Below are 21,965 nucleotides of genomic sequence, written 5' to 3' on the forward strand. Positions count from 1 at the left end.
CTTGCCAGTCTCCGAAAGGTTTATCCATGTCCCGCATTGTGTGTAAATTTGGTGGCACCAGTCTTGCCGATGCAGCGCAGTTCAAAAAAGTTCGCGCTATTATTGAGGCTGACAAGAGGCGTTCCGTTGTTGTGCCCTCGGCGCCTGGCAAGCGCACGCCGGCCGATGCTAAACTTACCGATCTCCTTTATCTGTGCCAACAGAGTGCCGAGGTGGCTACCGACTTTACCCCAAGCTTCGAGCGTGTGCGCGAGCGTTTCCTCGAAATTGAGCGGGACCTCGGAGTCAAAGCCAACATGACCCAGCATCTAGAGGATCTGCGCGCTGCTCTCCTGCGTGGGGTTAGCAAGGACTTCGTGGCGTCGCGTGGTGAATACCTAAATGGTCTCATCATGGCAGCTTATCTCGATGCTGAATTTATAGAGCCGGCGGAATTTATTTTGATAAGTGCTAACGGTGGGGTGCAAGACGAAACCTACCGCTTACTTGGTGAGCGGCTGGCGCGCCAGGATCAGCGCTACGTTGTGCCGGGTTTTTACGGTCGCGACGCCAAGGGTGACATTAAGACCTTCTCTCGTGGTGGCTCCGATATCTCTGGAGCTATCGTGGCCCGTGCCATTAACGCCGCAGTTTACGAGAATTGGACGGATGTTTCCGGACTTTTGATGACCGATCCTCGGATCGTCGCCAATGCTAAGCCGATGGCCGAGGCCACTTACGCTGAAATTCGCGAGTTATCGTATATGGGCGCTACGGTGCTGCATGACGAGGCTATTGCCCCGGTAAGGCAGGTCGGCATTCCGATCTGTATCAAGAACACCAATGCTCCGACGCATCCAGGTACGACGATTGTCCGCAAGTTGAGCGAGGAGATCGAAAAATCCACTGAAATTGCGGGTATCGCTGGCAAGAAAAACTTCGCGATGATCAATATCGAGAAAAACCTCATGAATAAAGAGGTAGGCTTCGCGTGTCGGCTTCTTGGAATTCTCGAGCGTCACGGCGTCAGTGTGGAGCACTGTCCATCAGCAATCGATAGCATGAGCGTTATCATGGAGGCGCAGCAGATCGAGGGCAAGGTCGACTTTATTCTAGACGAGATTCGCGGATCGCTCAAACCAGATCGCCTCGAGCTGGAAAAGCAAATCGCACTCATTGCCGTCGTCGGTGAAGGCATGGCCAAGACCGTTGGTATAGCAGCTAAAGTATTCACGGCCCTTCGTGATGCCAAAGTTAATGTCAGACTAATCAATCAGGGTGCCAGCGAGCTGAATATCATCGTCGGTGTAGCTCCCGAGGATTACGAGAAATCTGTCAAGGCGCTTTATGACGCTTTTGTAAGCACGAGTTGTTGAATGGCACGATTTTCGACTCGCAGTCGCACCCACATCATCCATGCGTTCAGGGCGGAGAAGATGATAGCTGTGCGCCAAGAGCCAAAAATCAGCGGCAATGTGAACATCTCAGTAGCCACTACGACATAGTTAGGGTGTTTAAGGAACCGATAAGGTCCCTTGCTCACCCGCCCAGCTCCTGGCACGACAATGACCCGCGTGTTCCATTGTGAGCCCAGGGTATTGATGATCCACCACCGCATCAGCTGGCAAGCGCCGGCGACCACTATCGCTGAGACTAGTACAACGCTGGGCAGGGAAGATCCATACATGAGATATTCTGCTACCATGGCGACCAAGAAACCTGTGTGCATGGCAACCATCCACTTATAATGCGCGGCGCCGTACTCAACACCGCCGCGCTCAAAACTCCATGCAGCGTTTCGATGCGAAACTTTGAGCTCGAGAATGCGCTCGGCCACCGTAATTCCAAATAGGACAAAAGCAACTAGCTCCAGCGACATAGGATGACCTCCGAGGAAAACCCGGGTCCCATGGCGATCATGAACGCGTGATCCCCCGTGTCAACGGATGAGGTGTGGCGGCGCTCCAAGGTGGCCTCCAGGATGCCGAGTACGCTGGCGCTACTAAGATTGCCCACCTTTGCGAGCATTTCTCGCGAAATGCTTAATGCTTGTTCGTTTAAGTCAAGTGCATCAGTGATAGCCTGAATGACTTTAGGCCCGCCCGGATGACTGATCCAAGTCCTGATGTCTGACGTTTGTAGCGATTGCGTTGCCAGAAAATTGCGGATATCACCGGCAAGATGCTCGTGGATAATTTGCGGCACGCCTGGATCGAGCAAAATCTTGAATCCATGGCCACCGATATTCCAGCCCATAATATGGCGCGTGTCTTCATAAAGTTTAGCGGATGAGGCCAGAGTTTCCATTTGGGAGTTTTTTGCCAATGGATGATCATCACCGACGCAGAGCACAGCTGCTGCACCGTCGCCAAACAAAGTTGACGATACAATATTTTCCGCACTGAAGTCATCGAGCTGAAGGGTGAGTGAGCAAAGTTCTACAGCAAGCAGTACAACCGCATGACTAGGCCATGCCTTCAAATAATCGTGTACTCGTGCTAACCCCGAAACACCTGCCATGCATCCCAGTCCAAACATCGGTATACGCTTAACGTCGTCACGCATCCCAAGAGATAGAGCTATCCTCGATTCAATGCTGGGTACAGCTAAACCAGTGATGGTTGTAAAGAATATGGCATCGATCGTCTTGGCGCTGGCATCAACCTCATTGAGGGCTCGAGTGACAGCATCGTTGCCGAGTTCGTGCGCGGATTTTATGAAAATATGGTTGCGGTCAGTGAAACTACGCACGGTCGCATAGTTTTCAAGCGGCATGGCAAGATTACGTCCTTCGACACTAGTAGATTTAGCGAGCCGCTCGAGTAGAGCCTTTTCCCGGTCACCGAGGCCGCCTTTCCAGGCGCGGGCTAGTTCCGCGGTGATTTCTGATTGCGTGTATCGATGGAAAGGATAAGCAGTACCAATAGATACGATTTGCATATCATGCCTCCAGTATTTATCGCATAGGTTATATTTGTACTTGTCGGTAGAAACGGTGATTTCTTGAGATATTAATAGAGTCTACGGAGTTACTTTGTAGTTGCTTCCGGTGGCCGTAATTCATCTATCTGGGATTGATCCACATTCTCTCATTGCGTAAACTCCGCATCGGAGGTGAATGTCATGCAATATCTACACGCGATGGTGAGAGTCCGTGACTTGAGCAAATCACTGGATTTTTACTGTAATCTACTCGGTCTTAAGGAAGTAAGGCGCAACGATTATCCCGAGGGTCGTTTCACTCTCATCTATCTGGCGACAGCTCCGGGAGAGCCAGAAGTCGAGCTGACCTACAACTACGATGTGCCTGATACCTACGGCGATGCACGCAACTTCGGACATCTGGCTTTTGCCGTCGATGATATTTACGCGGCCTGCGCGCGCTTGCAAGCGGGCGGCGTGATTATTCGGAGGCCGCCTCGTGATGGACGCATGGCTTTTGTGAAGTCGCCTGACGATATCTCCATTGAACTACTGCAGCGGGGTAAGCCTTTGCCTCCTGTGGAACCATGGCATTCGATGCCCAATGTCGGTACATGGTAGACGGTTCACCGCATGGCCCTGAACTACATTGTAGTCAATAAGGGCCAGTAACGATCTGTTATTTATTGCTCACGCATCTGCGCCATAATACATCTAAACCACGTAAATAACGGAGGTTGGTGATGATGAGAGCGCTTATAAAGTCAACGTTGTTTGGTTTAGTCCTGGCGGGCAAGGCCTCAGCCATGGCGCCGGCGGTATCTTGTAGTCCGGAACTCTGCCCATGGAATTTCACCACTGAGGTGAATACTGACCTGCCGCGCGAACAGCCTAATTTGGTGCTACAGCGCTTCCCCTCTGATGGTATCGAGAACCACATGCCGGTTGGTCGTACTGACGAAAGCGGAATTCCTAGTACCGTCGAGGGTATCTGGTGGATGAATTTTAACCAACCAGGTGACATCCTAGTTACCTTTGGTACAGCCAGGTGGGATAGCGAGACGCGGACTGCTGAGGTGCCGGTGTATGGCGAGCGCACCTATAGTTTTCATGCAACGGAAACGGCAGCTAAGTCGTACGCGCCCCTTCTTAAGTCCCGATACACCTACTACGTCCAGTTCAACGAAGACTACACTAAAGCCACAATCACTCCGTCACTTGTGGTGTTTGGACGTCAGGTCAGAGTGCCCAAGGCTGTGGCAAGGTTTACTATGGAGCTAAAGAGCGACGGTCACTGGGTCAGGCAGACTTGGGTCTTAGGGCGCCGCCTCCCAGACTACGATTTACTGCGTGTAGTGGGGCCAGATTTAATTCGGGATGCCGCCTATGAAGACTACCTGAAAGTGGCTGAAGAGGAATCATACCTAGCTGTACCAGCGGGAGAATAACCAATGAAAATTACCAGCAAATTAGTGAAAATCTTTGTGGCGGGTCTCAGTGTCTTTACTGCGGGTACCACTATAGCTACCCCGGATCTCACCTCTTGGGAGGAAGAAATTCCAGGAGAGGAGGAGAGCGCGCGCGATCTCGGCGAAAAATTAATCCGCGGCATGGAAAAAGACTATGTCAACAAGAGCAGGCGTGTCTTACGCGACGCTCATTCACGTGGTATCGGCTGTGTTGAGGCAACGTTTGAAGTCGATCGTGATCTACCAGTTCCTTACCGTGCGGGTGTATTTAAGGTTCCTGGCAAGAGTTACTCTGCTTTGATCCGATTTTCTAATTCGCTCGGTCCAGCGGGCGACAATGTCCGCGATGCGCGTGGCATGGCGATTAAGGTTATCGGTATACCCGGAGCTAAATTGCTGCAATCGCAGGAAGATGCGATGACCCAGGACTTTCTCCAGATCGATGCGCCGTTCTTCCCGGCGCGGGATGCTCTCGAATTTGCCGCGATCTTTGGTTTGAAAGAAAATCCAGCAAGCATTGCTGGCTTCTTGGCGGCTAAGCCGGTGCTGCGGGCGCGGGAGCTCAAAGCTCTCTTTGACCTGTCGTTCGGTAATCCTAATAACGGTAAGAGTCTCGCTGAACGCACGTTTTTCAGTCAGACGGCCTACCTCCTGAAAGGACCGTCGATCAACATACCCATCAAATTTGCCTCGATTCCCTGTGGTCCGGTGACGCCAATGGCATTGGACGGGACTGGCGCTGAGTTGCGCAGCGATCTGGCCGCGCGTCTAGCGGATGGGGAAGTATGCTACCGCTTTGCGATTCAGGAATATAAGTCAGGTGTTGGATTTTCTGTAGAAGATGGCATGAACAAATGGGACGAAGCGAAATCACCGCTGCGTCAGGTCGCCACTATTCGGATACCGAAGCAGCAATTCCTTACCGATGAGAAGCTACGCTACTGCGATAATCTCTCCTTCCAGCCGTGGCATGCACTGCCGGAGCACCGACCGCTCGGTAATATTAATCGCTCACGCAAGATCATATACGAGATGATTTCCAATTATCGTCACTTGATGAACCGCGAGGATGAGTCGCTCACTGAGCCGACCAGTCTCGACGCATGGCATGCACTTGAGTCAGATGAGTATACGGATTGGCGAGATATCACCGTGCCAGCAGGTCGATAATTAAGCGTCCTCAGTCTTTTCCTGGGTGGCTAGTCCAAGATGTTGATCCGCGCGCCGCACCCACATGCGGTAGTTGCTGAAGCGGATGAACTCTTGGATCACGTATCGCTCGGCTTCACCCTGTCCACGCGCTCCAACGAGGATACGCGCGGTTTCCTCCGGGCCTTCCGTAGTATAGGGGCCATAACGGAGATCCGCGATGAAGTTTTCGACGAGCTTTTGGTGCTCCTGACCAACGGCAAGATAATCGCCTAGAATCTGCACTATGTGGTCGTTATGGATCGCGGTCGTGTATGCGCATCCGGTCACCGATCTCAGGCTCGCCAATGTCGTCGCCGTCACACAGGTAGACGAGAGAAAATCGCGCCTATTTAACGTAGCGATTGGCTCATGGATAGTTAATTTTGGCATAGGTGACTCCTGCGTTTTTTAGATGTTGATGCTCTTTGGAATGCGTGAGGGTCTTAGGTGGGGGTAAGTGAATACTCTAGACTTATCGCGCTCGCTAATGATCGCTTCGACTTCTTTGAGATTTCGCTCGAAATTGCTGATGGCTGCCTTAACGGCGTCGCTGTCTAAGTCAAAAGTCAGAGCATAATTACCAAGCTTGTTGAAGTAGATATCGCCAAGAAACTCAAGAGCCATCTGCGAAGTGCAGGCGACCTCTATGGGCGGGAGGAAATTTAAATAGTCCTCCTCTGTGTGCGAGTTGCCCGTGATCTCTGGGATAAAACCAGCGAGAGGTGCCGCTGGCATGTAGGCCATGTCCGTCTTTTGTGGGAAGTTCACCGCAGCGTGCTGAGGACCCGCAGTAAAAATAATCATGGTGACGAGGTCTATGAGCTCAGCTTTAGATGTAATGCCGGTGTTATTGAGGATAAAGTTTTTGATCGCACCACCATGATCCGAAGCAATCTCAGCCGCCCATTGTTGTAGCTCGGTGTCGCCCTTTACGTTGTCGTCGCTAGTGTAAAAACAAGAGATAAATTCCTGAACCCAAGCATTGATGGTATGCCATACGAGTAAAGCATCGTCACGATAAGGGTAGTAGGGTAGTGCCTTGGTGTCATCGAGGCCCCGACTTTTCAACCGCTGTGGTAGGTAGTTGGCACGGAAGTCGAAATTTAATCGCGCTGCAGCCGCGAGTTCCTTGATGTCGTCGAGTTGGCTACCGGTCATAATATCGAACGGCTTATTCGGTTGCAGGAGCCATGCGAATGCTAGGTTATTGATCTGTAGCGTTCCTTCGCCATGGTGAAAAAAGAGCGCGTACAGAGGATGTCGATGACTCAATTGGCGATAGGTGGCAATGACAATAGGCTCGAGAATCAGATGGGTTTCGGCCAAGTGGGCGACGGCCTCATGGTGATTGCCGTACGCTACCATGACCATGCCCTTAGCAATTTGCCAGGACCATCCGTCAGCTGGGGTATAGATGTCGCGCCCCTCGCTCTCCTGTCCCAGTTGTATAGCGAAAGGTTGCATAAGCCCACCTGACTTAGGCACGGCAAAGGCACAGATGGGCTTGTAGATGTATTTGGGGCAGTTGTAATGCCTGCCGTCGCGGAGCTTCGCAAGGGCTTTAAAATCAGCAAGGTAGATACGCCCTTCCCCAATAGCCTGGTTTAGATCATCATTGGCAAAGTCAGCGAGTTGGGCCAAATGCGACTGATTGATCGGGAAGTCTGTCTGGAGTTCATCTAGGCGCCTAAGCAGCAGCGGGTTGGCACCTGCGACAAAACCATTGGCAAAGGACTCGTCGCTCATATAACGGTCAGCGATGGCCGGCACCTCATGGTTGGCAAAAACTTGACGGTAATCGTCGATATGCTTAGGTCGCCCCCCATCTAAGGCAAACCCTAGCGTCGGGATGAAGTATTCTGTCAATTTTGGCATGTCTTTACGAATCAGATAGTTGGCAAAGTCACGCGTGGTGAGCGAGGGGATGGAATTACTGAAGCGCCAGCCAGTGTTGGCAATCACTTGCTCGATATTTGACCGAACTTTAAAGATCGCTCGAGCGATCACTCCGTCCCACGCGAGATCGATGACAGTGTCCAAGATTGACGGATCAGCATTGAGTGGAATACCGGCGAATTTTGTGTAGCGATATTTACTGCGCCACTGACCGAGGCGTCGGCGACGAAAATCCGAGTCGTCATACTGCGGAATCACATGGTCTAATTTCACGGTAAGGCCTCCTAGCTCCATCTTGAACCATTAACCGATAGGTAGATTTATTCGAGACTTTTGACAAGAAAACGTGCAAGATAGGCATGATTTTGTACTCACAAAATAAAATATAAATGTTTATTTTATAAGTGCACTCAGGAGGATGGTGGCGGTGGCTAAAGCACCAAGTAAAGAGCGTAAAAATTCGCGTAAACCGCGGCTTACCGCCGAGGAACGCCGCCACGACATTTTAAATAAAGCGGCAACGCTGGTGCGGACAAAGGGCGCGGCCCGAGTGACAACGCGGCTCATTGCTAAGGAGGCTTCGATATCAGAGGCCTTGTTATATCAGCACTTTCCGACCAAGGAGGAGTTGTTTCGCGAAGTGTCCATCATCATTAATGCAAGAACCCCGTCCTTACACGAATATTTCCTGGATGCTACGCCATCGAGCCGGGTTTTGGTCGAGTACATTTATTTGGTGACGTATTTGGCACTGAGTCCGGAAATCCATACGAACGACAGTAAACTACCACGGATGTTGCTCGAGAGTTTGCTGGGTGACGGCAATCTACTTAGGACGCATATCAAGCGGCGCTGGAGTCTTATTGGTGATCTGCTGCGGAGTTCTTTAGATGCGGCACGCGACGCTGGACACCTTGTTGGCACAAGGTCAAATAACGATGATAGTGTCGAGGTGACGAGTCTTGAGCTTTTTCTTTCGCACCAACTCATGGTGATGGCCCATTGCGTGCGCTTCATGGCCGAGCAGCCCATTGTCGGTGCGGAGCTGCCATTTCCCGAGACAGTTGAGCGGACTGCTATCTTCATGCTGCGCGGGCTTGGCTTTAAAGACGCAGTGATCAAGCGTCTCGGTCAATCCGATAAGATCCTAGCGAAGTTTGTGAAAAAGACGGCGCTATAATTTCATCGTAGGGCAACGATGGTCGCCGCCAAATTCGAGCACGCCGTGGTTGTCGCTCAAGTGTTGCATAAGTTTTTGGCCACCAAGTAGATTTGTTTCGTAGGCATCTATCTCGATGGTTGCTTGGTAGTTTTCGTGCGCGAACGCCTTGACCCAGCCTTCTGCGGATGCTGTCGCGATGCCCACGAAGCCACTTGGTGCTGCCTTGGCTTTGACGTTTAGGCGACGCCCGGGATTGTCGATTGTGATACTGAATTTACCCTCACAAGGAGCACTCTCACGCTTGACGGTGATGTCTTTCACCCCGGGCAAAAATACCCAGTCGAGAGTCTTGGTTTTCAGGCTAACACTCCAGACTTCCGGCTGGATCACTGGGACTGGAGCTGGTCCACCGGCAACACTGAGACGATTAGCGCCACCGTCGGTCATGGCGTGTAACCAGACCCAGCTAGCAGGAAATGCTGAGCCGTAGTTTTTTTCCATATGGGATACTCCCGTACCTGACCAGGAACGGGATTCGGTGCTGAGCTGGTAGTTTGTAGTACTCCCGGTGCTATAGATAAACCAATGACTCCAAATAAATGGCAGTTTAGCTGCTGCGCCCTCTGGCCCTATCCAGGGGCGTGCCGGAAAAAGCGGCTCGGGCTTACCGAATTGAGCTCGCAGCCGCACAGACGGCGCGAGACGCAAATCAACCTCTGATTCAGTCATGTGCCCGACGCCATCAGCGCGCCACGAAAAATCGGCCGGCGCTTTATCGTCTGGATTGCGCGTAACAGGCTGTCCTCCTGCCTCGAGAAAGGTTTTTTCGGGGAACACCTCGTACGTAACTGAGGTTCCCTTGGCACGGTCGCTAACAACTAATGCCGCGTAGCCCTCTTTGGCACTATCGTTAAAGCTTATGCCTCGCCTTACAAAGGAGCCCACTATGGCCGCAACGTCGACCTGCCCTCGGTCGTCGACGACCCGTGTATACCACCCCTCAAACCAAGGCCCCTCACTTTTGTAGTGAGGATCCATCGGTGATTTTGGCTCGCTTACGCGCGGTGTACGACAGGCTGCCGTGACAGCGATGGATAAAGCACTGACAAGGCCAATGAGGGTCTGTTGGTTCATCTGGTGCTCGCTTATATTTTTTTCGGTCCGTGCTCAAAGGCGTGAGCAATGGCATTAACCACAAGATCTATTTCGGGTGTCGTGATCCCGAAGTGAGGTGTAAATCTAAGTGAGTTTATACCGCCGTGAATCACACCGATCCCGTTGCGCCGCAGGTACTCTTCCAGCTGACCTTTACCTACTACGGCAAATACGCTGGGATCGATGTCGATAGAAACGATGAGACCAGTCCCTTGAACTTTCCGCACGATCTTGGGGTAACGGTCCTGGAGGCCTTTGAACTTGGTGACAAACTCGCGTCCGCGCTCCTGAACATTGCGTCGAAGGTCAGGCGTCATCTCGTCAAGCACGGCGACTGCTACATCAAGAGCCCTCGGATTGGTGGTCATCGTGTTGCCATAAACTCCGCGTATGTAGAGATTGGCGGCCGTTGCGTTCATGGCTAAAATTGACAGTGGATACTGACCAGCGTTGACTGCCTTGGAGTATGTTTCCATATCCGGCGCCGGTAGTTTTTCAAATCCGGGATAATCGACTATGCTCAGGCATCCGGTGGCGCGCATCCCAGCTTGAATGGCATCGACCACAAGAAGACTGCCGTGCTCCAGCGTAAGTTTGCGGGCAAGCGCGTAGAATTCCGGGGTGATCGCTTTACCGGGGTCGCCTTCACCCATAACAGGCTCGAGATAAGTGCTCTCAAAGAACACTCCCTCGCGATCTGCCCAGTCGAAAGCTGCTTGGAGCTCGGCGAGATTGTTGGGTTCGACTGTATAGGTGACGTTGAGATCACGGAACGATGCCAAATTTTGGCGATAATTTTTCGCCGATGAGTCTGACAGCATCGCAGGGCGTTCTGTCCGACCGTGGAAGCCCCCCTTCAGCGACAGGTACATGATGCGTTGGCCAGCGTGACGGCCGCCAGCATCGGTTTGCCTTTTGGCGTTGATGTCGGAAATGCGCGTGGCCACTGTCATCGATTCGGAGCCGCTATTCATGCAGAGAAACCTTTGGTAAGGGCAACCCTCTGCGCGCGAGAAACCGATGGCTTTGTGGAGACGTTCTGCCAAACGATGCTGGCTAAAGCTTGGCGTCATGATGTTCGCCATGACGACGGGTTTATCCATAGCCGCGATCACTGCCTCAGGCGCATGCCCGAATCCGATCATGCCGTAACCACCGGAATCGTGCAGTACGGCGCCGTGAAAGGTGACGAGCCAGGGCCCTCGAGCTGCGATGGCAACGTAAGGGTTGCGCTGATCTTCGGCGTAAAAGTTTACGTAGTTTGCTTGCACCTTAATAATCAGTGTGTCTTCGTCGAGTTTGGCAAACTCGGGGAACTCCTGGATAAGCGAGGCCTGTTCACGTGCGGCTTCATCGATCGCTTTTGCCAGCCGTGGATCGGTCGCCAAAAAACGCTGCAGCACATCGTGGCTAAGACCGTTGGTGGTGCGAGGTCCGACCTTAGCTTGCATATCGTTTAGTTGTTTCAAGGCGTCCATCATTAGCTCCTCTTCCCGTCGTTACGGTTTTCTACCGTAGATAATTGGACCGATCCCCAGCGCTGCCATGTAACAATGACAAACCCGATTAGTATGCTTACGTCGGCGACGTTGAATATACCGGTACGTACACCTCCGATTCCCACGTTCAGGAAGTCGATGACGTAACCAGATACGATGCGGTTGAACACATTACTGGTGCCGCCCGCAAGAATCAGTCCGTAGCCGAGTGTCTCTACTGCTGAAAGATCATGCTTCAAGTACACGAACAAGGTCAAGCCAACCAGCAGGAAGCTGGCCAGCATGATCAACAGTGCCCAACGGAGCGTATCTGGGAGCTGATCGCCGAGCCCGAGAAAGGCGCCAATGTTTTCGGCGTACTCAAACCTAAGAGAGCCACGCAAATAGGTTAGCGGTAGGCGCCCAGCGAGCAGCCGCTTAGCTAAGAGCTTCGTGGCCTGGTCCCAGCTCACGCAGGCTGCCAGCGTAATTGCGATTACGAAAAGACGGTTGCCTACGTTCATGGCCGCCACCTCCTTTCCTCCAAGACGCTTATCGGCAGTATTGAGGAATGTATGAGCAATAATTGCCTAGTGCTTCAGCTGGGTTGCTTGTGCGTTTGAGCTTTATAAGCCACTGAAATTTCGAGGTAAAAATATTTTTAGCTGACAAAGTCAGAAACCTCGCTAGGATGCAACGCCTGACCGCATGCGAGTATAGCTCAGTTGGTTAGAGCGCTGCCTTCACACGGCAGAGGTCCTCAGTTCGAATCTGAGTACTCGCACCAGACGCCTCAGGCGCTGAAAATTAGAAGGTGTCAGACACATGTGATTTCTCTACGTGTCTGACACCCTTTTTTGAGGCCAGAATCATGCCATTCTTGCGGGGGCCTCGGTGGGGTAGGCCACTAAAGCAGTTACCTGCAGACTGCGACGGCAAGGCATGTTGCCATCATTGTAAGCACCATGAGGAGTCAGGATTGACAATAGTCAGTTCCGACTTACAAATAGTACATCGTAAAAATCGGCAGATAACTTTAGAATCATTTTATGATTTTAAAGATGGTGGCCTAGGTAAAAAATTAACTAAAAGAAAAAAGCCCAGAAATTCTGGGCTTCGTCGGTCTGTGCTGATATTCCAGCTCTGTATTATAATAATTATGATGGCGATGCTAAGGTCGGTAGAGTGTCGGTAGAATCATTGAAACGGTCGCAATGATTTCATCAGTCGCTTGTCAACCATCCCGTGACATCCATGACGAAACCTAGGGTATAGGCCGCGATCAGAAACGGCGTCACCAAGCCTAGCATCAGCAAGATGGGCAACATATGAAGGACGTCTGTAGGGTTTTCCACCCGGAAATCTTCGCGGCTGAACATCATTTGGCGGACCTTTACATAGCGGGATCAGCTCAATCAGATAAAAGGCTACATAAAGCAAGTTAGCTGTTAGTGCGCCAAATTGCAAATCCTATCCTGACGATCGAGCAAGGAGCGAGGCCTGGTCAGGCCGCTGTACCGCCGTATTTAGCGCGGAAATCCGGCGCCAGGTTATTAAACTGACGAATGAGTTCATCGTCGGCCAAATAGCGCTGATTCCAATACGCGCTGACAGTCAGCCACTCCTGCTCAGTGATATTAAAGTAAGTCTGCATGCTGCTCATGGCATCGGTGCCTTTTTCTATCCAGCAACTTAGCGCAACCTGCATCTCAGCAAAGCGCTCAAACGTGCATGGCTCTGTCCGAGGTATGAGAGCCGTTGTCGCTAAATCGGATGAGGGCTCCTCTGTGTTCGGGGCGAGGGATACCGGATCAGGAGTGGCGGAGACCGGAATAGATTGCGGTTTACTGGCAGCAGGTCGGGCTTTCGTGGCCACCGGTACGGTGGGTTTAGCCTGCGGTTTACGCACGACCTTGCTGAGTTCCTCGCGGCGTTTGAAATAAACAAAGGTGCCAGCCGATGCCACTAGGAACGTTAACAGCATCAAAAACGATGCACCCGCATTACTGTCGCCATCGACCAAGTGTTCGGATCCTGATTCAATATCAGCCATCGGTGGACGCTTAGCTCCCTTAAGGGCTTTGGCACTGAGCCCCTTTTTGGTCTTAGGTTTGGTGTTGGGTGTCGGTTCGGGCGTCGCTGTCGGTTCGGGCGTCGCTGTCGGTTCGGGAGGCTGCTTACTTGGTTCTTCAATTGCTACAACTGCCGTGGGTGGGGCCGTCACTGGTGGGGTGATAGACACCACTGGTGCCTTAGGTGTGACCTTCGGTGTTTCGGTTACTTTGTTTTTCGCTTTGGCCTGGTGTTTAGACGGTTTTCGCCTGTGCGCCGCTGTCGCTGTTTTGGCCCGCTTGGACTTCGAGCCGCCCTCTTTGACAGTCGATTTTGCCCCCTGTTTCGGAATCCAAGCCGCCTTTTCGCCTGAATCGGGAGAACGAGCTGGTGCCTGCCACCGAGAATCTTGATGCGGGACCTGTGTCGCTTTGGCTTTGGCCTGTTTCCTCGAGCGTTTTGCCGCTTGCTTCAGTTTTTTCGATTTCTTCTTGCTCAGTGCGATCCGCAAGGGTGCGCGCGTTGTGAGCTCAGTCGTCGTTGCAAGGCTTGGCACCGCCATACCAATACGTGTCACGGCGGCAAGGTACACCACCAATATGATTCGTATGAAATTGTGCCAACTGAACGCCATACCAAGTTCCCTGTGGAAAGGTCCTCATACATGGAATCGGTAATTCATGGTGGGACCTTAACTTTCAAGGGCAAAAAAATATTGGTCAATCCTGAAAGATTGACCAATAGCCGCTATAAATTTGGTGCAGTTATCAGTTGGCGTTGCTTGCCAGGGTTCGGCCAGCCAGATTGACTCCGGCGGGTAGTTTAATGATGTAGCCAGTCGGTAACTTGCCACCTGAGCGGATCATCCGCGGACTTATGTCTGGGTTCAGCTGCGCTACTGCTGGCACCGATGCGGCATATTTGTGACAGATCTCTTTGACGCTCAAAGGTTTCGTCAACCTAAGAGCTGTGAATGCGAGGGGAGCGACTTTTTCTACTTCTGGGAAAATGCGGTCAGCTTGCTGTAGCGTGGCAAGCACGCCGAGGAAACTTGCGTAAAAGTTCTTTGAAGCAAAACCAAACTGATTGCCATCGTACCTGTCTATGAGCTCGACGATATCGCGTGAGTTCACAGCTTGCGTGGCGCGTCTAATACCGCCAACGCCATGGTTATAAGCGGTGATTGCCAGTGGCCAAGCACCAGTGAGATCGTAGTTGAGGCGTAGTAACTTGGCGGCAGCGCGACTAGCTTTGATAGGATCGTTGCGCTCATCGATACCATCGAGCATGCGCAGATACTGGTGACCCGTTGCCGGCATGATCTGATAGACACCAGACGCCCCAACCTTGGACTGCGCCTTCAGGTTGAAAGAGGATTCGACAAAGGCCAATCTAGTGATCTCAACAGGAACACCCTGGCGCTCGAATTCAGCCTCGATGCTTGGCAGGTATTTAGGCGCCACGGCTAGTCCGGTGGCGATGAAATCTCTTTGGCCACGCTGAAGGCGGAGATTAGTCGCCGCGACGAGGTACTTACTACGGTCGGTGATATGGCGCATATTCGTGGCGATGCGTTGCATCGCAGCCGTGAACCGCTCTTCGTGGTCGCGGTTTTGGTGCATCGTCAGGAGTAATTTCTTAAAGCTTTCACGCTCAGATTTGACAAATTTTTTGATTTGACGATCTTTAGCTATGGGTGGTGCCGTCAGTCGCGATGTGTCGTAAACCGACAGAATCACCTCAGGATACTCGGCGATATGGAGTACGTAATGTTCCTTACTCCACACGGAGTAAATCCGACGCCAAAAATTGAAACGACGCGCGAGCTCAGTCGGTACCTTGAAATTTTTGGTGATCTCGACGGCCTCACCATCTCGCTCAAAAGCCTGCTCGTTACAGTGCATATAGGATACGGTGAACGGGCCCTGCTCACGGATCGGTACGTTCATGCAGTTTGCCGATGCAGGGGCTTCGCTGAGCTTTGAAGAAAAAACGGTATGATCGCGATCGGCCTGTAGTGAGACCTCCGCCATGGCCTTAGGTGCCGCCTTGCGTTTGGCTAGTAGATGTGTGTGTGAGCGTTTAGTCTTGAGTGTGGCTCTAGCCGTGACAGCGCCAACAAAAAAGCCGAGACTGCATGCCAAAAATAGCTTTGCGATCGGGGATAGTAAACTCGACTTCGGCTGTGTGTGACGCGGCATGCGATTCGGAGACGGGGACTGCATCAAAAGTAACCTCAGTAGGGGCATCAACGGGATCAGCAGGGATCAGCAGGTAACGGGGAACTCGGTTATTGACGGTGAGGCCGCCAATTGCATGACTCCTTGAGCAAGTTGCGTACCAACGCTGTCTCAGAGGCTTTTCAGAGCTAACCTCCTAGAGTCGCGACACTGAGGCTAGGAAACTGCCCGCAGCGCCTGCTACAGTTGTAAATATTTTTGACAGACTATGGGTAGGTAAACATCCCCGCATACCAAGGAGACAATCATGTCAAAGTGCAACGGTTCAAAGTCCCTAGTGGTCCTGGCAGGGCTCACGTTTGCTAGTACGTCACTGAGTCAGGAAGGTCAGGAATATCGGGTAGATCAGGAAAATCTGGGAGATTACCACCACTTTACTGACGATGCGAACGTGGAGCGTAGCCGGTGGGTATGCGTCGCCAACATCAAGCGGGGGAGTGTCTATGGGTACGGAGCCACGATGGAAGAGGCACAAGCCAGTGTGTTACGCCGCTGTTTCCCAAATAGCCTTTGTTTAGCTCATATGACCTGCCGGGAGCGCTGATCGCTAAGTGTCAAAAAAATGACAATCTTTTGGGCGTCAAGTTTCCGCCGTAGACTAAAAGATGACGGATTCACGCCCCCTCGAGATGTTTCAATGGAGATTTCGGCATGGCACAGACCAAATACTCTGGACCGCAGAAGGCAGCTATCCTGCTACTTTCTTTTGGCGAAGATGTGTCTGCCGAGATCTTTAAGAATATGAACGAGTTTGAGATTAAGCGCATCGGCTCGGCCATGAGCCGGCTGGGTCGTCTGGAGCAGGATATCGTCGACGAAGTGATGATGGAATTCTACGAGATTCTACAACAGAATAAGAAGTTCTTTTATGGTGGTAGCGAATTTACCAAGAAAGTCATCGGTAATGCCTTCAAAGGCGGCGATGCCGACGAGCTCATCGATCAGCTGTCGCTTGGGTCAGCTGCTAACCTTGATTCACTAGAACTGATCGATCCACGAACGCTCGCCAACTTTATCCGCAACGAGCACCCTCAGACGATGGCCCTAATACTTGCCCACTTGGAGGCTAAAAAGTGCGGCGAAACGCTCAAGATTTTGCCTGAAACTCTGCACACAGAGATCCTTATGCGTATCGCACGCCTAGATGCAGTGCAGCCAGAGATCATTAATGAAATCGATGATGTATTGCGGCAAGAGATCCAAGCCATGGGTTCCATTCACACGCAGAAGATCGGTGGTGTTGAACCTATTGCTGAGATGCTAAACCTTATAGATAAAGCGACTGAGGAGCAGATTCTCGATTCGCTTGAGGAACGTGATCCGGATATGGCCGAGAAGATTCGTAAACTTATGTTTACGTTCGATGACTTGGTCAAGATCGACGACCGGGGCATCCAAGAACTTATTAAAAACGTCAATAATGATAAGTGGAAGATCGCTCTCAAAACGGCGTCCGAGTCGGTGCGAGACTTGGTCTTTAAAAATATGTCGGAACGCGCCGCCAAAATGCTTCGTGAGGATATGGAGGCCATGTCGGCCGTCAAACTGACGGATGTCGAAAACCTCCAGTCCGAAATAGTGCAGATCGCACGCAAACTCGAGCAAGAGGGCAAGATCATTATCGCCAGCGGTGATTCGGCGTACGTTTGATAGTGTGTCCAAGTACTTGTCAGAGACGGGCGTCATGTCTATAGATTGGACATCGGTCCTTGCCTAACTAACTAAATTCACGACGGTCTAACGTGGGAACATCCTTTGCAAGGTAGAGGGTAGACGATACGTACAACAGGTACACCCCCCTTGAGGATAGGACTCACAAGCATGTCTCACACTAAAGGCCAATGTGAACCAGGAATGTTAGAGATCAGACAGCTCATCGACGCTGGCATCAACGACATTAACTTTCAGTTGGGTTGGGACAGTTTACTTGAGATGTCCATCACTGATTGGGGCTTCAACATGCGGGAACGCCTCGTCGATCGTTTAGTATTCCTCAATGGGCGGATGATTTCTGGTTTGAATTCAAAGGTGAAGATTTCAGAGCACCTGAAATCAACTTTAGATTTGATCTCGCACCGTCATCGGACCTTGGGTGAACTTTTGACTTTCACCGGGATGGGGACGGATCCGCAGGTAACCGATCAAGAAATCGATGTGATGCTACGCCTCGCGACGCAGGGTGTCGGTTATATCAGGACCGGTAAACCAGAATACCGCGGCAATTTGCCCGAACTCGTTTATCTCAAGGCGCTCAAAGCGGCCATGGTACTTTCCGTCGTGACCGTTGGTAGCAAACATAAGCACATGAGCGCTTCGACAGCGATGGGCTTTCTATACTCGATGTGTGCCTTCATTCAGCAAGCGGCCGTCACCAAAGCTCTACGCAGCATCGCCCCAGCAGTCGAACCAGTGAGACAGCTTCGCCGCGTTGTTTAAGATACCTAGTCAACTTTCGACGGACGATTTCGCCTCATTAACACTGCTGCGCCAAAGGTCGCGCTCAGCGCTCAGTAGCGAGGCGAAGTTGTCCGCCTCGATCGCAGTGCGCACCCGCGCCATCAAATCCAAGTAATAAGTAAGATTATGGATTGTGAACAGCCGCAGGCAGGTGAGTTCACCAGCAATGAAAAGATGCCTTAAATAAGCGCGCGAAAAGGTCTGGCAGGTATAGCAACGACAAGCCGGATCAAGCGGACCCGCGTCAAAACGGTAGCGTTGATTCTTGATGTTGACGCGACCCTCCGAAGTGAAGAGGGAGCCATTGCGACCATTGCGCGTGGGCATGACACAGTCAAACATGTCGACGCCTAGGTTTACGCCTTCGACGAGATCTAGGGGTGTACCAACGCCCATGAGATAGCGCGGCTTATCCTTTGGTAGTACCTCGGTACTGGCTGCCGTCATGTCAGCCATCTCATGTTTAGTCTCGCCAACGGAAAGGCCACCAATGGCGTAGCCCTCGAAGCCTATGTCCATGAGTGCGCGTGCGCTGGCCTGGCGTAGATCAGGGTAAACGCCGCCCTGGACGATTCCAAATTGGCAGAGCTCAGGACGCGTCTTGGCGCGGCGGCAGCGCGCCGCCCAGCGCATTGAGCGTTGCATGGAGGTTTCAGCTTGTTGCCGCGTCGCCGGATAGGGCGTGCATTCATCGAGGACCATGTGAATATCGCTGCCAATGGTCTCTTGAATTTTGACGGCAAGTTCGGGGGTCAGAACTATTTTAGAGCCGTCTAAGTGGCTCTGAAAATGAGCACCCGTTTCATCGAGTTTGTTCAGCTGGCCTAAACTGAAAATTTGGAAGCCACCACTATCGGTCAATAGCGGTCGATCCCAGCCGATAAATTTGTGCAGCCCTCCGAAAGCCTCGATCACTTCCATCCCAGGGCGCAGGTAGAGGTGATAAGTGTTGCCGAGGATGATACTGGCACCGATGGTTTTCAGATCCTCGGGCGTCAAACTTTTGACGGCACCGACCGTGCCGACGGGCATGAAGATCGGTGTTTCGACCGTGCCATGGGCGAGCGTAAGGCGACCGCGTCGCGCTCCGCCCGACTCAACGAGGCGGGTGTAACAGATCTTGGGGGGATTCTGAGCTTCTTCTTGCTGACTATTTTGCGTGCTAGACAATGGCTTTGCCGAGGGCTGATTGCACCAGCTCGACGGTTAGCTGGGCAGTTTTATGGGCGTGGTCCGTCATCGGGTTAAGTTCTACGAACTCCATCGACCTCAGCATCCCCGTGTCGGCAATCATCTCGAGTGCCAGGTGAGCTTCGCGGTAGCTGAGCCCACCAGTTACCGGCGTACTTACGCCTGGTGCCGAGGCAGGATCGATACCGTCGATGTCGAAGGAAAGATGAATAGCGGCTGTACCGCGCGTGGCGGCAGCTACCGCATCCTTCATGACCGCGTGCATACCACGTTCATCGATCTCGCGCATAGTAAAGTAACGGATGCCACTGCGGCGGAGGATGTCTTTTTCCGCGCCGTCGAGCGTCCTAATGCCGATCAAGGCGACATTTTCTGGTCTAACTTTAGGGCCTTGGCCTCCAATGGCGACTAAATCTGGGTGCCCATGTCCGAGCGCGATGGAAAGTGGCATACCGTGGATATTACCCGACGGTGATGACTCCGGAGTATTACAGTCGGCATGGGCATCGATCCAAATCAGGCCGATATGCTGCTGCCTCTCACGAAAGTAGCGACTGACCCCTGCTATGGTGCCGATCGCTATGGAATGATCGCCACCGAGTACGATAGGTATGCGATCGGCGGAAAGAGCTGTGTGAACCTCTTGCTCCAGATCGCGGCAAGCCGTGACAATCTGATGACGAAAACGTTCCTGCGTTGCCGCCACGGGTAGTGTGTCGCGTACAGGCACCGGCAGGTCCCCGACATCGTGGGGCTGGTAGCCAAGGACTGAGATCTTTTGATGGAGATCAGCAATCCGAATCGCCGACGGCCCCATATTAGCGCCGCGCATGTTCGCGCCTAAATCTAGGGGTACACCGATGATTTGGACTGATTTAGTAGCCATGTTCAAGCCTCGTGTGGATCGTCTCGCGTGTTCCGCCTGATGGTATCTCAGTCGATGGGCCTGAGGTACGGAGATTTTTTTGGCGAGATGAGTTTACCTGAACATGTTGGACAGGCCTTGCCCAAACCATCTATAATTAGTAAGTAAGCACTCACTTACTTAATGAAGGTCGCATGGCTTGTCGCAAGCATCCAATAAAAATAAAAGAAAACGTCGGGTTAGCTCGAACGAGCGCCGCCAGCAGCTGATTGAAGCGGCCTTGCCGTTGTTTGCTCAGGTGGGTTTTCGGGGGGTTACGACGCGGCAATTGGCGACCACGGCCGGAGTATCCGAGGCTCTGCTCTACCAGCACTTTCCGAGTAAGGAGGAGCTCTATAGTGCGGTGCAGGACCATTGCTGCCAGCCGCGTGAGGAGCTCAAGACCGTGCTGTCCGGACTCGAACCATCAACGGCCACTCTGGTCGAGCTGCTCTACTTCCAAACTAAAATGGTTATAGACAAGGCCGTCATGGGCGGCAGTGGTGGTAATCAAATCTTTCCCCGGCTGATGATGCATAGTGTCCTTGAGGACGGTGAGTTCGCACGACTTTACCTACAGCGTGCGGTGTCGCGCATGGCCGCGACGATGCAACGCAGCGTGATCGCCGCTAAACAGGCTGGTGATATTCCAGCTGAAGGTGTACCCGACGACCTTGCGGATGAAATGCGCTTTTGGTTTTGTCACCACCTGCTCGTCACAGTGCTGATGTACCGCCTGACGCCAGATCCTGTCGTCGCGTACCCAGTGACCGAGGATCAGCTTCAGCAGCAGATTGTACTCTTCATGCTTAAGGGCATTGGTTTGACTGAGGCTGCAATTGCTAAGTACTGCAATTTTTCATCACTACGCGATCAAACAGAACATTGGTTTAATTTAATCAGAGATCCTTTAGTCGAGAGCGAGGGTAGCGATCCATGAATGTTCAAGTCACAATGTTTCTTGGAGTGCTTTTCGTTGGGTCCTTATCAGCGAAGGCGGCAGAAGTACCTGGTGATCAAGCCAACACGGTGTCTGTGAGTCTGCAGGACGCAACGCAGCTAGCGATCGGCAGATCGTTCCGGATTAGACAATCCGAGGCGGAGCGCAATGCTCAAGTGGAAAAGCGACGTGGGTCGTGGGCTGAGGTTGGACCGCGAGTTAAGGGCGAATACAACGAGGTCCATTTGCGAGAGCCAGTAAAGGCATCCTTTGGACCACAGTCCATCACGATTCGTCCCGAGCTGACTCGGAGCGCTTCGCTCACCGTAGTGCAGCCGATCACAGGAGCTGTAGCACTCGTGACTAAAGCCAAATTTGAGGGCAAGCAAGAGGATCTAAAAGATCTTAGGTTGAAACAAACCCGATCTGAAGTAGCGTTCCAAGCTAGTGAGACTTGGCTCAAAGCTTTCGAAATGAAACGTCAGCTCGAGATTGCCGCATTCGCCGTACGTGTCGCCAGCAGTCAGGCTAGTGATGCGCAGGCCATGGAACGTGCCGGTAGACTCAATCATGCCGACAGTCTGCGCTTGCAGCTCGCGGTATCTGAAGCACGCAGTGGACTCGCTCGCGCTAAGGCTGGGAGCGATATGGCTTTCGCAGCGTTGCGTGAGGTGTTGGGTGTACGCCCCGAGACCAAAATTGAACTAAGGGGCGGTCTGCCTAAACTTGGCAATCCACCGACATTGGATAAAGCATTGACTATGGCCTTCGAAAATCGGCTGGAGCGTAAGCAGGCGGCACTCGGGGTGGTCCTGGCAGAGTATGGGAAAAAGTTCGCCTACACGAATTTCGTGCCAAGTGTGAATGCATTCGCTAAATCTGAGCGCACAATAGGTCAATTGCCATTGGGTGCTCAGGCTTTTCAGCAC

Annotated in this window: 21 protein-coding genes and 1 tRNA gene; 11 read left to right on the forward strand and 11 right to left on the reverse strand. The window is 52.3% G+C overall.

Translation table 11 applies throughout. The features are described 5' to 3' along the window. Positions 1 to 26 precede the first annotated feature (26 nt). Entirely contained in the window at positions 27 to 1,355 is a 1,329-nt protein-coding gene (locus tag FJ146_14360; GenBank protein MBM4253149.1) for an aspartate kinase, read from the forward strand. On the opposite strand, the gene FJ146_14365 is transcribed toward FJ146_14360, so the two are convergent. Next, positions 1,325 to 1,858: a hypothetical protein gene (locus FJ146_14365; protein MBM4253150.1), complete on the reverse strand. Its 534-nt coding sequence runs from the start codon at positions 1,856 to 1,858 to the stop codon at positions 1,325 to 1,327. The two genes, FJ146_14360 and FJ146_14365, sit on opposite strands and share 31 nt — an antisense overlap. Continuing rightward, positions 1,843 to 2,919 (reverse strand): type III polyketide synthase, encoded by a 1,077-nt coding sequence (locus tag FJ146_14370; protein MBM4253151.1) that lies wholly within the window; start codon positions 2,917 to 2,919, stop codon positions 1,843 to 1,845. The genes FJ146_14365 and FJ146_14370 overlap by 16 nt, the downstream gene beginning before the upstream one ends. Before the next feature lie 183 nt (positions 2,920 to 3,102). Between FJ146_14370 and FJ146_14375 the strand changes: the two genes are divergently transcribed. The 3 genes from FJ146_14375 (at position 3,103) to FJ146_14385 (ending at position 5,540) form a co-directional block, all read left to right on the forward strand. Next, a complete protein-coding gene (locus FJ146_14375) occupies positions 3,103 to 3,522 on the forward strand; it encodes a lactoylglutathione lyase (protein ID MBM4253152.1) in 420 nt (139 codons plus the stop codon). Between the two features lie 122 nt (positions 3,523 to 3,644). Beyond that, a complete protein-coding gene (locus FJ146_14380; protein ID MBM4253153.1) occupies positions 3,645 to 4,349 on the forward strand; it encodes a hypothetical protein in 705 nt (234 codons plus the stop codon). A 3-nt stretch (positions 4,350 to 4,352) separates the two neighbouring features. Next, entirely contained in the window at positions 4,353 to 5,540 is a 1,188-nt protein-coding gene (locus FJ146_14385) for a catalase (protein ID MBM4253154.1), read from the forward strand. Here FJ146_14385 and FJ146_14390 read toward each other — a convergent pair whose 3' ends face one another. Together FJ146_14390 and FJ146_14395 are read right to left on the reverse strand one after the other, a co-directional pair. Next, positions 5,541 to 5,951, reverse strand: a complete 411-nt coding sequence (locus FJ146_14390) for a hypothetical protein (GenBank protein ID MBM4253155.1) — start codon at positions 5,949 to 5,951, stop codon at positions 5,541 to 5,543. It lies immediately after the preceding gene. Positions 5,952 to 5,969: 18 nt separating this feature from the next. Further along, positions 5,970 to 7,751 carry a lipoxygenase gene (locus FJ146_14395; GenBank protein ID MBM4253156.1) on the reverse strand — a complete coding sequence of 594 codons (1,782 nt, stop codon included), beginning with the start codon at positions 7,749 to 7,751 and terminating at the stop codon, positions 5,970 to 5,972. Positions 7,752 to 7,875: 124 nt separating this feature from the next. On the opposite strand from FJ146_14395, the gene FJ146_14400 reads away from it, so the two are divergent. After that, complete coding sequence (locus FJ146_14400) at positions 7,876 to 8,637, forward strand: TetR/AcrR family transcriptional regulator (GenBank protein MBM4253157.1); 762 nt, start codon at positions 7,876 to 7,878, stop codon at positions 8,635 to 8,637. Here the strand turns inward: FJ146_14400 and FJ146_14405 are convergent. Genes FJ146_14405 through lspA form a run of 3 tightly spaced genes read right to left on the reverse strand, consistent with a single transcriptional unit; the run spans position 8,632 to position 11,776 of the window. After that, the gene (locus FJ146_14405) at positions 8,632 to 9,753 is read right to left on the reverse strand and encodes a hypothetical protein (GenBank protein ID MBM4253158.1); all 1,122 of its coding nucleotides are present in this window, start codon (positions 9,751 to 9,753) and stop codon (positions 8,632 to 8,634) included. The two genes, FJ146_14400 and FJ146_14405, sit on opposite strands and share 6 nt — an antisense overlap. 11 nt (positions 9,754 to 9,764) lie before the next feature. Continuing rightward, positions 9,765 to 11,252, reverse strand: a complete 1,488-nt coding sequence (locus FJ146_14410; protein ID MBM4253159.1) for an aminotransferase class III-fold pyridoxal phosphate-dependent enzyme — start codon at positions 11,250 to 11,252, stop codon at positions 9,765 to 9,767. A gap of 2 nt (positions 11,253 to 11,254) precedes the next feature. Then, complete coding sequence (lspA, locus tag FJ146_14415) at positions 11,255 to 11,776, reverse strand: signal peptidase II (GenBank protein ID MBM4253160.1); 522 nt, start codon at positions 11,774 to 11,776, stop codon at positions 11,255 to 11,257. Positions 11,777 to 11,962: 186 nt separating this feature from the next. Between lspA and FJ146_14420 the strand changes: the two genes are divergently transcribed. Then, positions 11,963 to 12,039, forward strand: a tRNA-Val gene (locus FJ146_14420). 717 nt (positions 12,040 to 12,756) lie between these two features. On the opposite strand, the gene FJ146_14425 is transcribed toward FJ146_14420, so the two are convergent. Beyond that, positions 12,757 to 13,938, reverse strand: coding sequence for a hypothetical protein (locus tag FJ146_14425; GenBank protein ID MBM4253161.1), 1,182 nt, complete (start codon positions 13,936 to 13,938; stop codon positions 12,757 to 12,759). Between the two features lie 133 nt (positions 13,939 to 14,071). After that, positions 14,072 to 15,553 carry a lytic transglycosylase domain-containing protein gene (locus tag FJ146_14430; protein ID MBM4253162.1) on the reverse strand — a complete coding sequence of 494 codons (1,482 nt, stop codon included), beginning with the start codon at positions 15,551 to 15,553 and terminating at the stop codon, positions 14,072 to 14,074. Positions 15,554 to 15,791: 238 nt separating this feature from the next. On the opposite strand from FJ146_14430, the gene FJ146_14435 reads away from it, so the two are divergent. From FJ146_14435 to FJ146_14445, 3 genes are all read left to right on the forward strand, one after another. Continuing rightward, entirely contained in the window at positions 15,792 to 16,088 is a 297-nt protein-coding gene (locus FJ146_14435) for a hypothetical protein (GenBank protein MBM4253163.1), read from the forward strand. A gap of 107 nt (positions 16,089 to 16,195) precedes the next feature. Beyond that, positions 16,196 to 17,194 (forward strand): flagellar motor switch protein FliG, encoded by a 999-nt coding sequence (fliG, locus tag FJ146_14440; GenBank protein MBM4253164.1) that lies wholly within the window; start codon positions 16,196 to 16,198, stop codon positions 17,192 to 17,194. Between the two features lie 171 nt (positions 17,195 to 17,365). Continuing rightward, positions 17,366 to 17,980 (forward strand): hypothetical protein, encoded by a 615-nt coding sequence (locus FJ146_14445; GenBank protein ID MBM4253165.1) that lies wholly within the window; start codon positions 17,366 to 17,368, stop codon positions 17,978 to 17,980. Positions 17,981 to 17,989: 9 nt separating this feature from the next. On the opposite strand, the gene tgt is transcribed toward FJ146_14445, so the two are convergent. Continuing rightward, a complete protein-coding gene (gene tgt / locus FJ146_14450) occupies positions 17,990 to 19,120 on the reverse strand; it encodes a tRNA guanosine(34) transglycosylase Tgt (GenBank protein ID MBM4253166.1) in 1,131 nt (376 codons plus the stop codon). A gap of 43 nt (positions 19,121 to 19,163) precedes the next feature. Beyond that, the gene (rocF, locus tag FJ146_14455; protein MBM4253167.1) at positions 19,164 to 20,078 is read right to left on the reverse strand and encodes an arginase; all 915 of its coding nucleotides are present in this window, start codon (positions 20,076 to 20,078) and stop codon (positions 19,164 to 19,166) included. 178 nt (positions 20,079 to 20,256) lie between these two features. Between rocF and FJ146_14460 the strand changes: the two genes are divergently transcribed. Continuing rightward, positions 20,257 to 21,036: a TetR/AcrR family transcriptional regulator gene (locus FJ146_14460; protein ID MBM4253168.1), complete on the forward strand. Its 780-nt coding sequence runs from the start codon at positions 20,257 to 20,259 to the stop codon at positions 21,034 to 21,036. Beyond that, positions 21,033 to 21,965 (forward strand): hypothetical protein (locus FJ146_14465; GenBank protein MBM4253169.1); only part of this gene is annotated, 933 nt, incomplete at its 3' end. The genes FJ146_14460 and FJ146_14465, both read left to right, overlap by 4 nt.

It is taken from the genome of Deltaproteobacteria bacterium (assembly GCA_016874735.1).
Taxonomy (GTDB): Bacteria; Bdellovibrionota_B; Oligoflexia; order Oligoflexales; family CAIYRB01; genus CAIYRB01.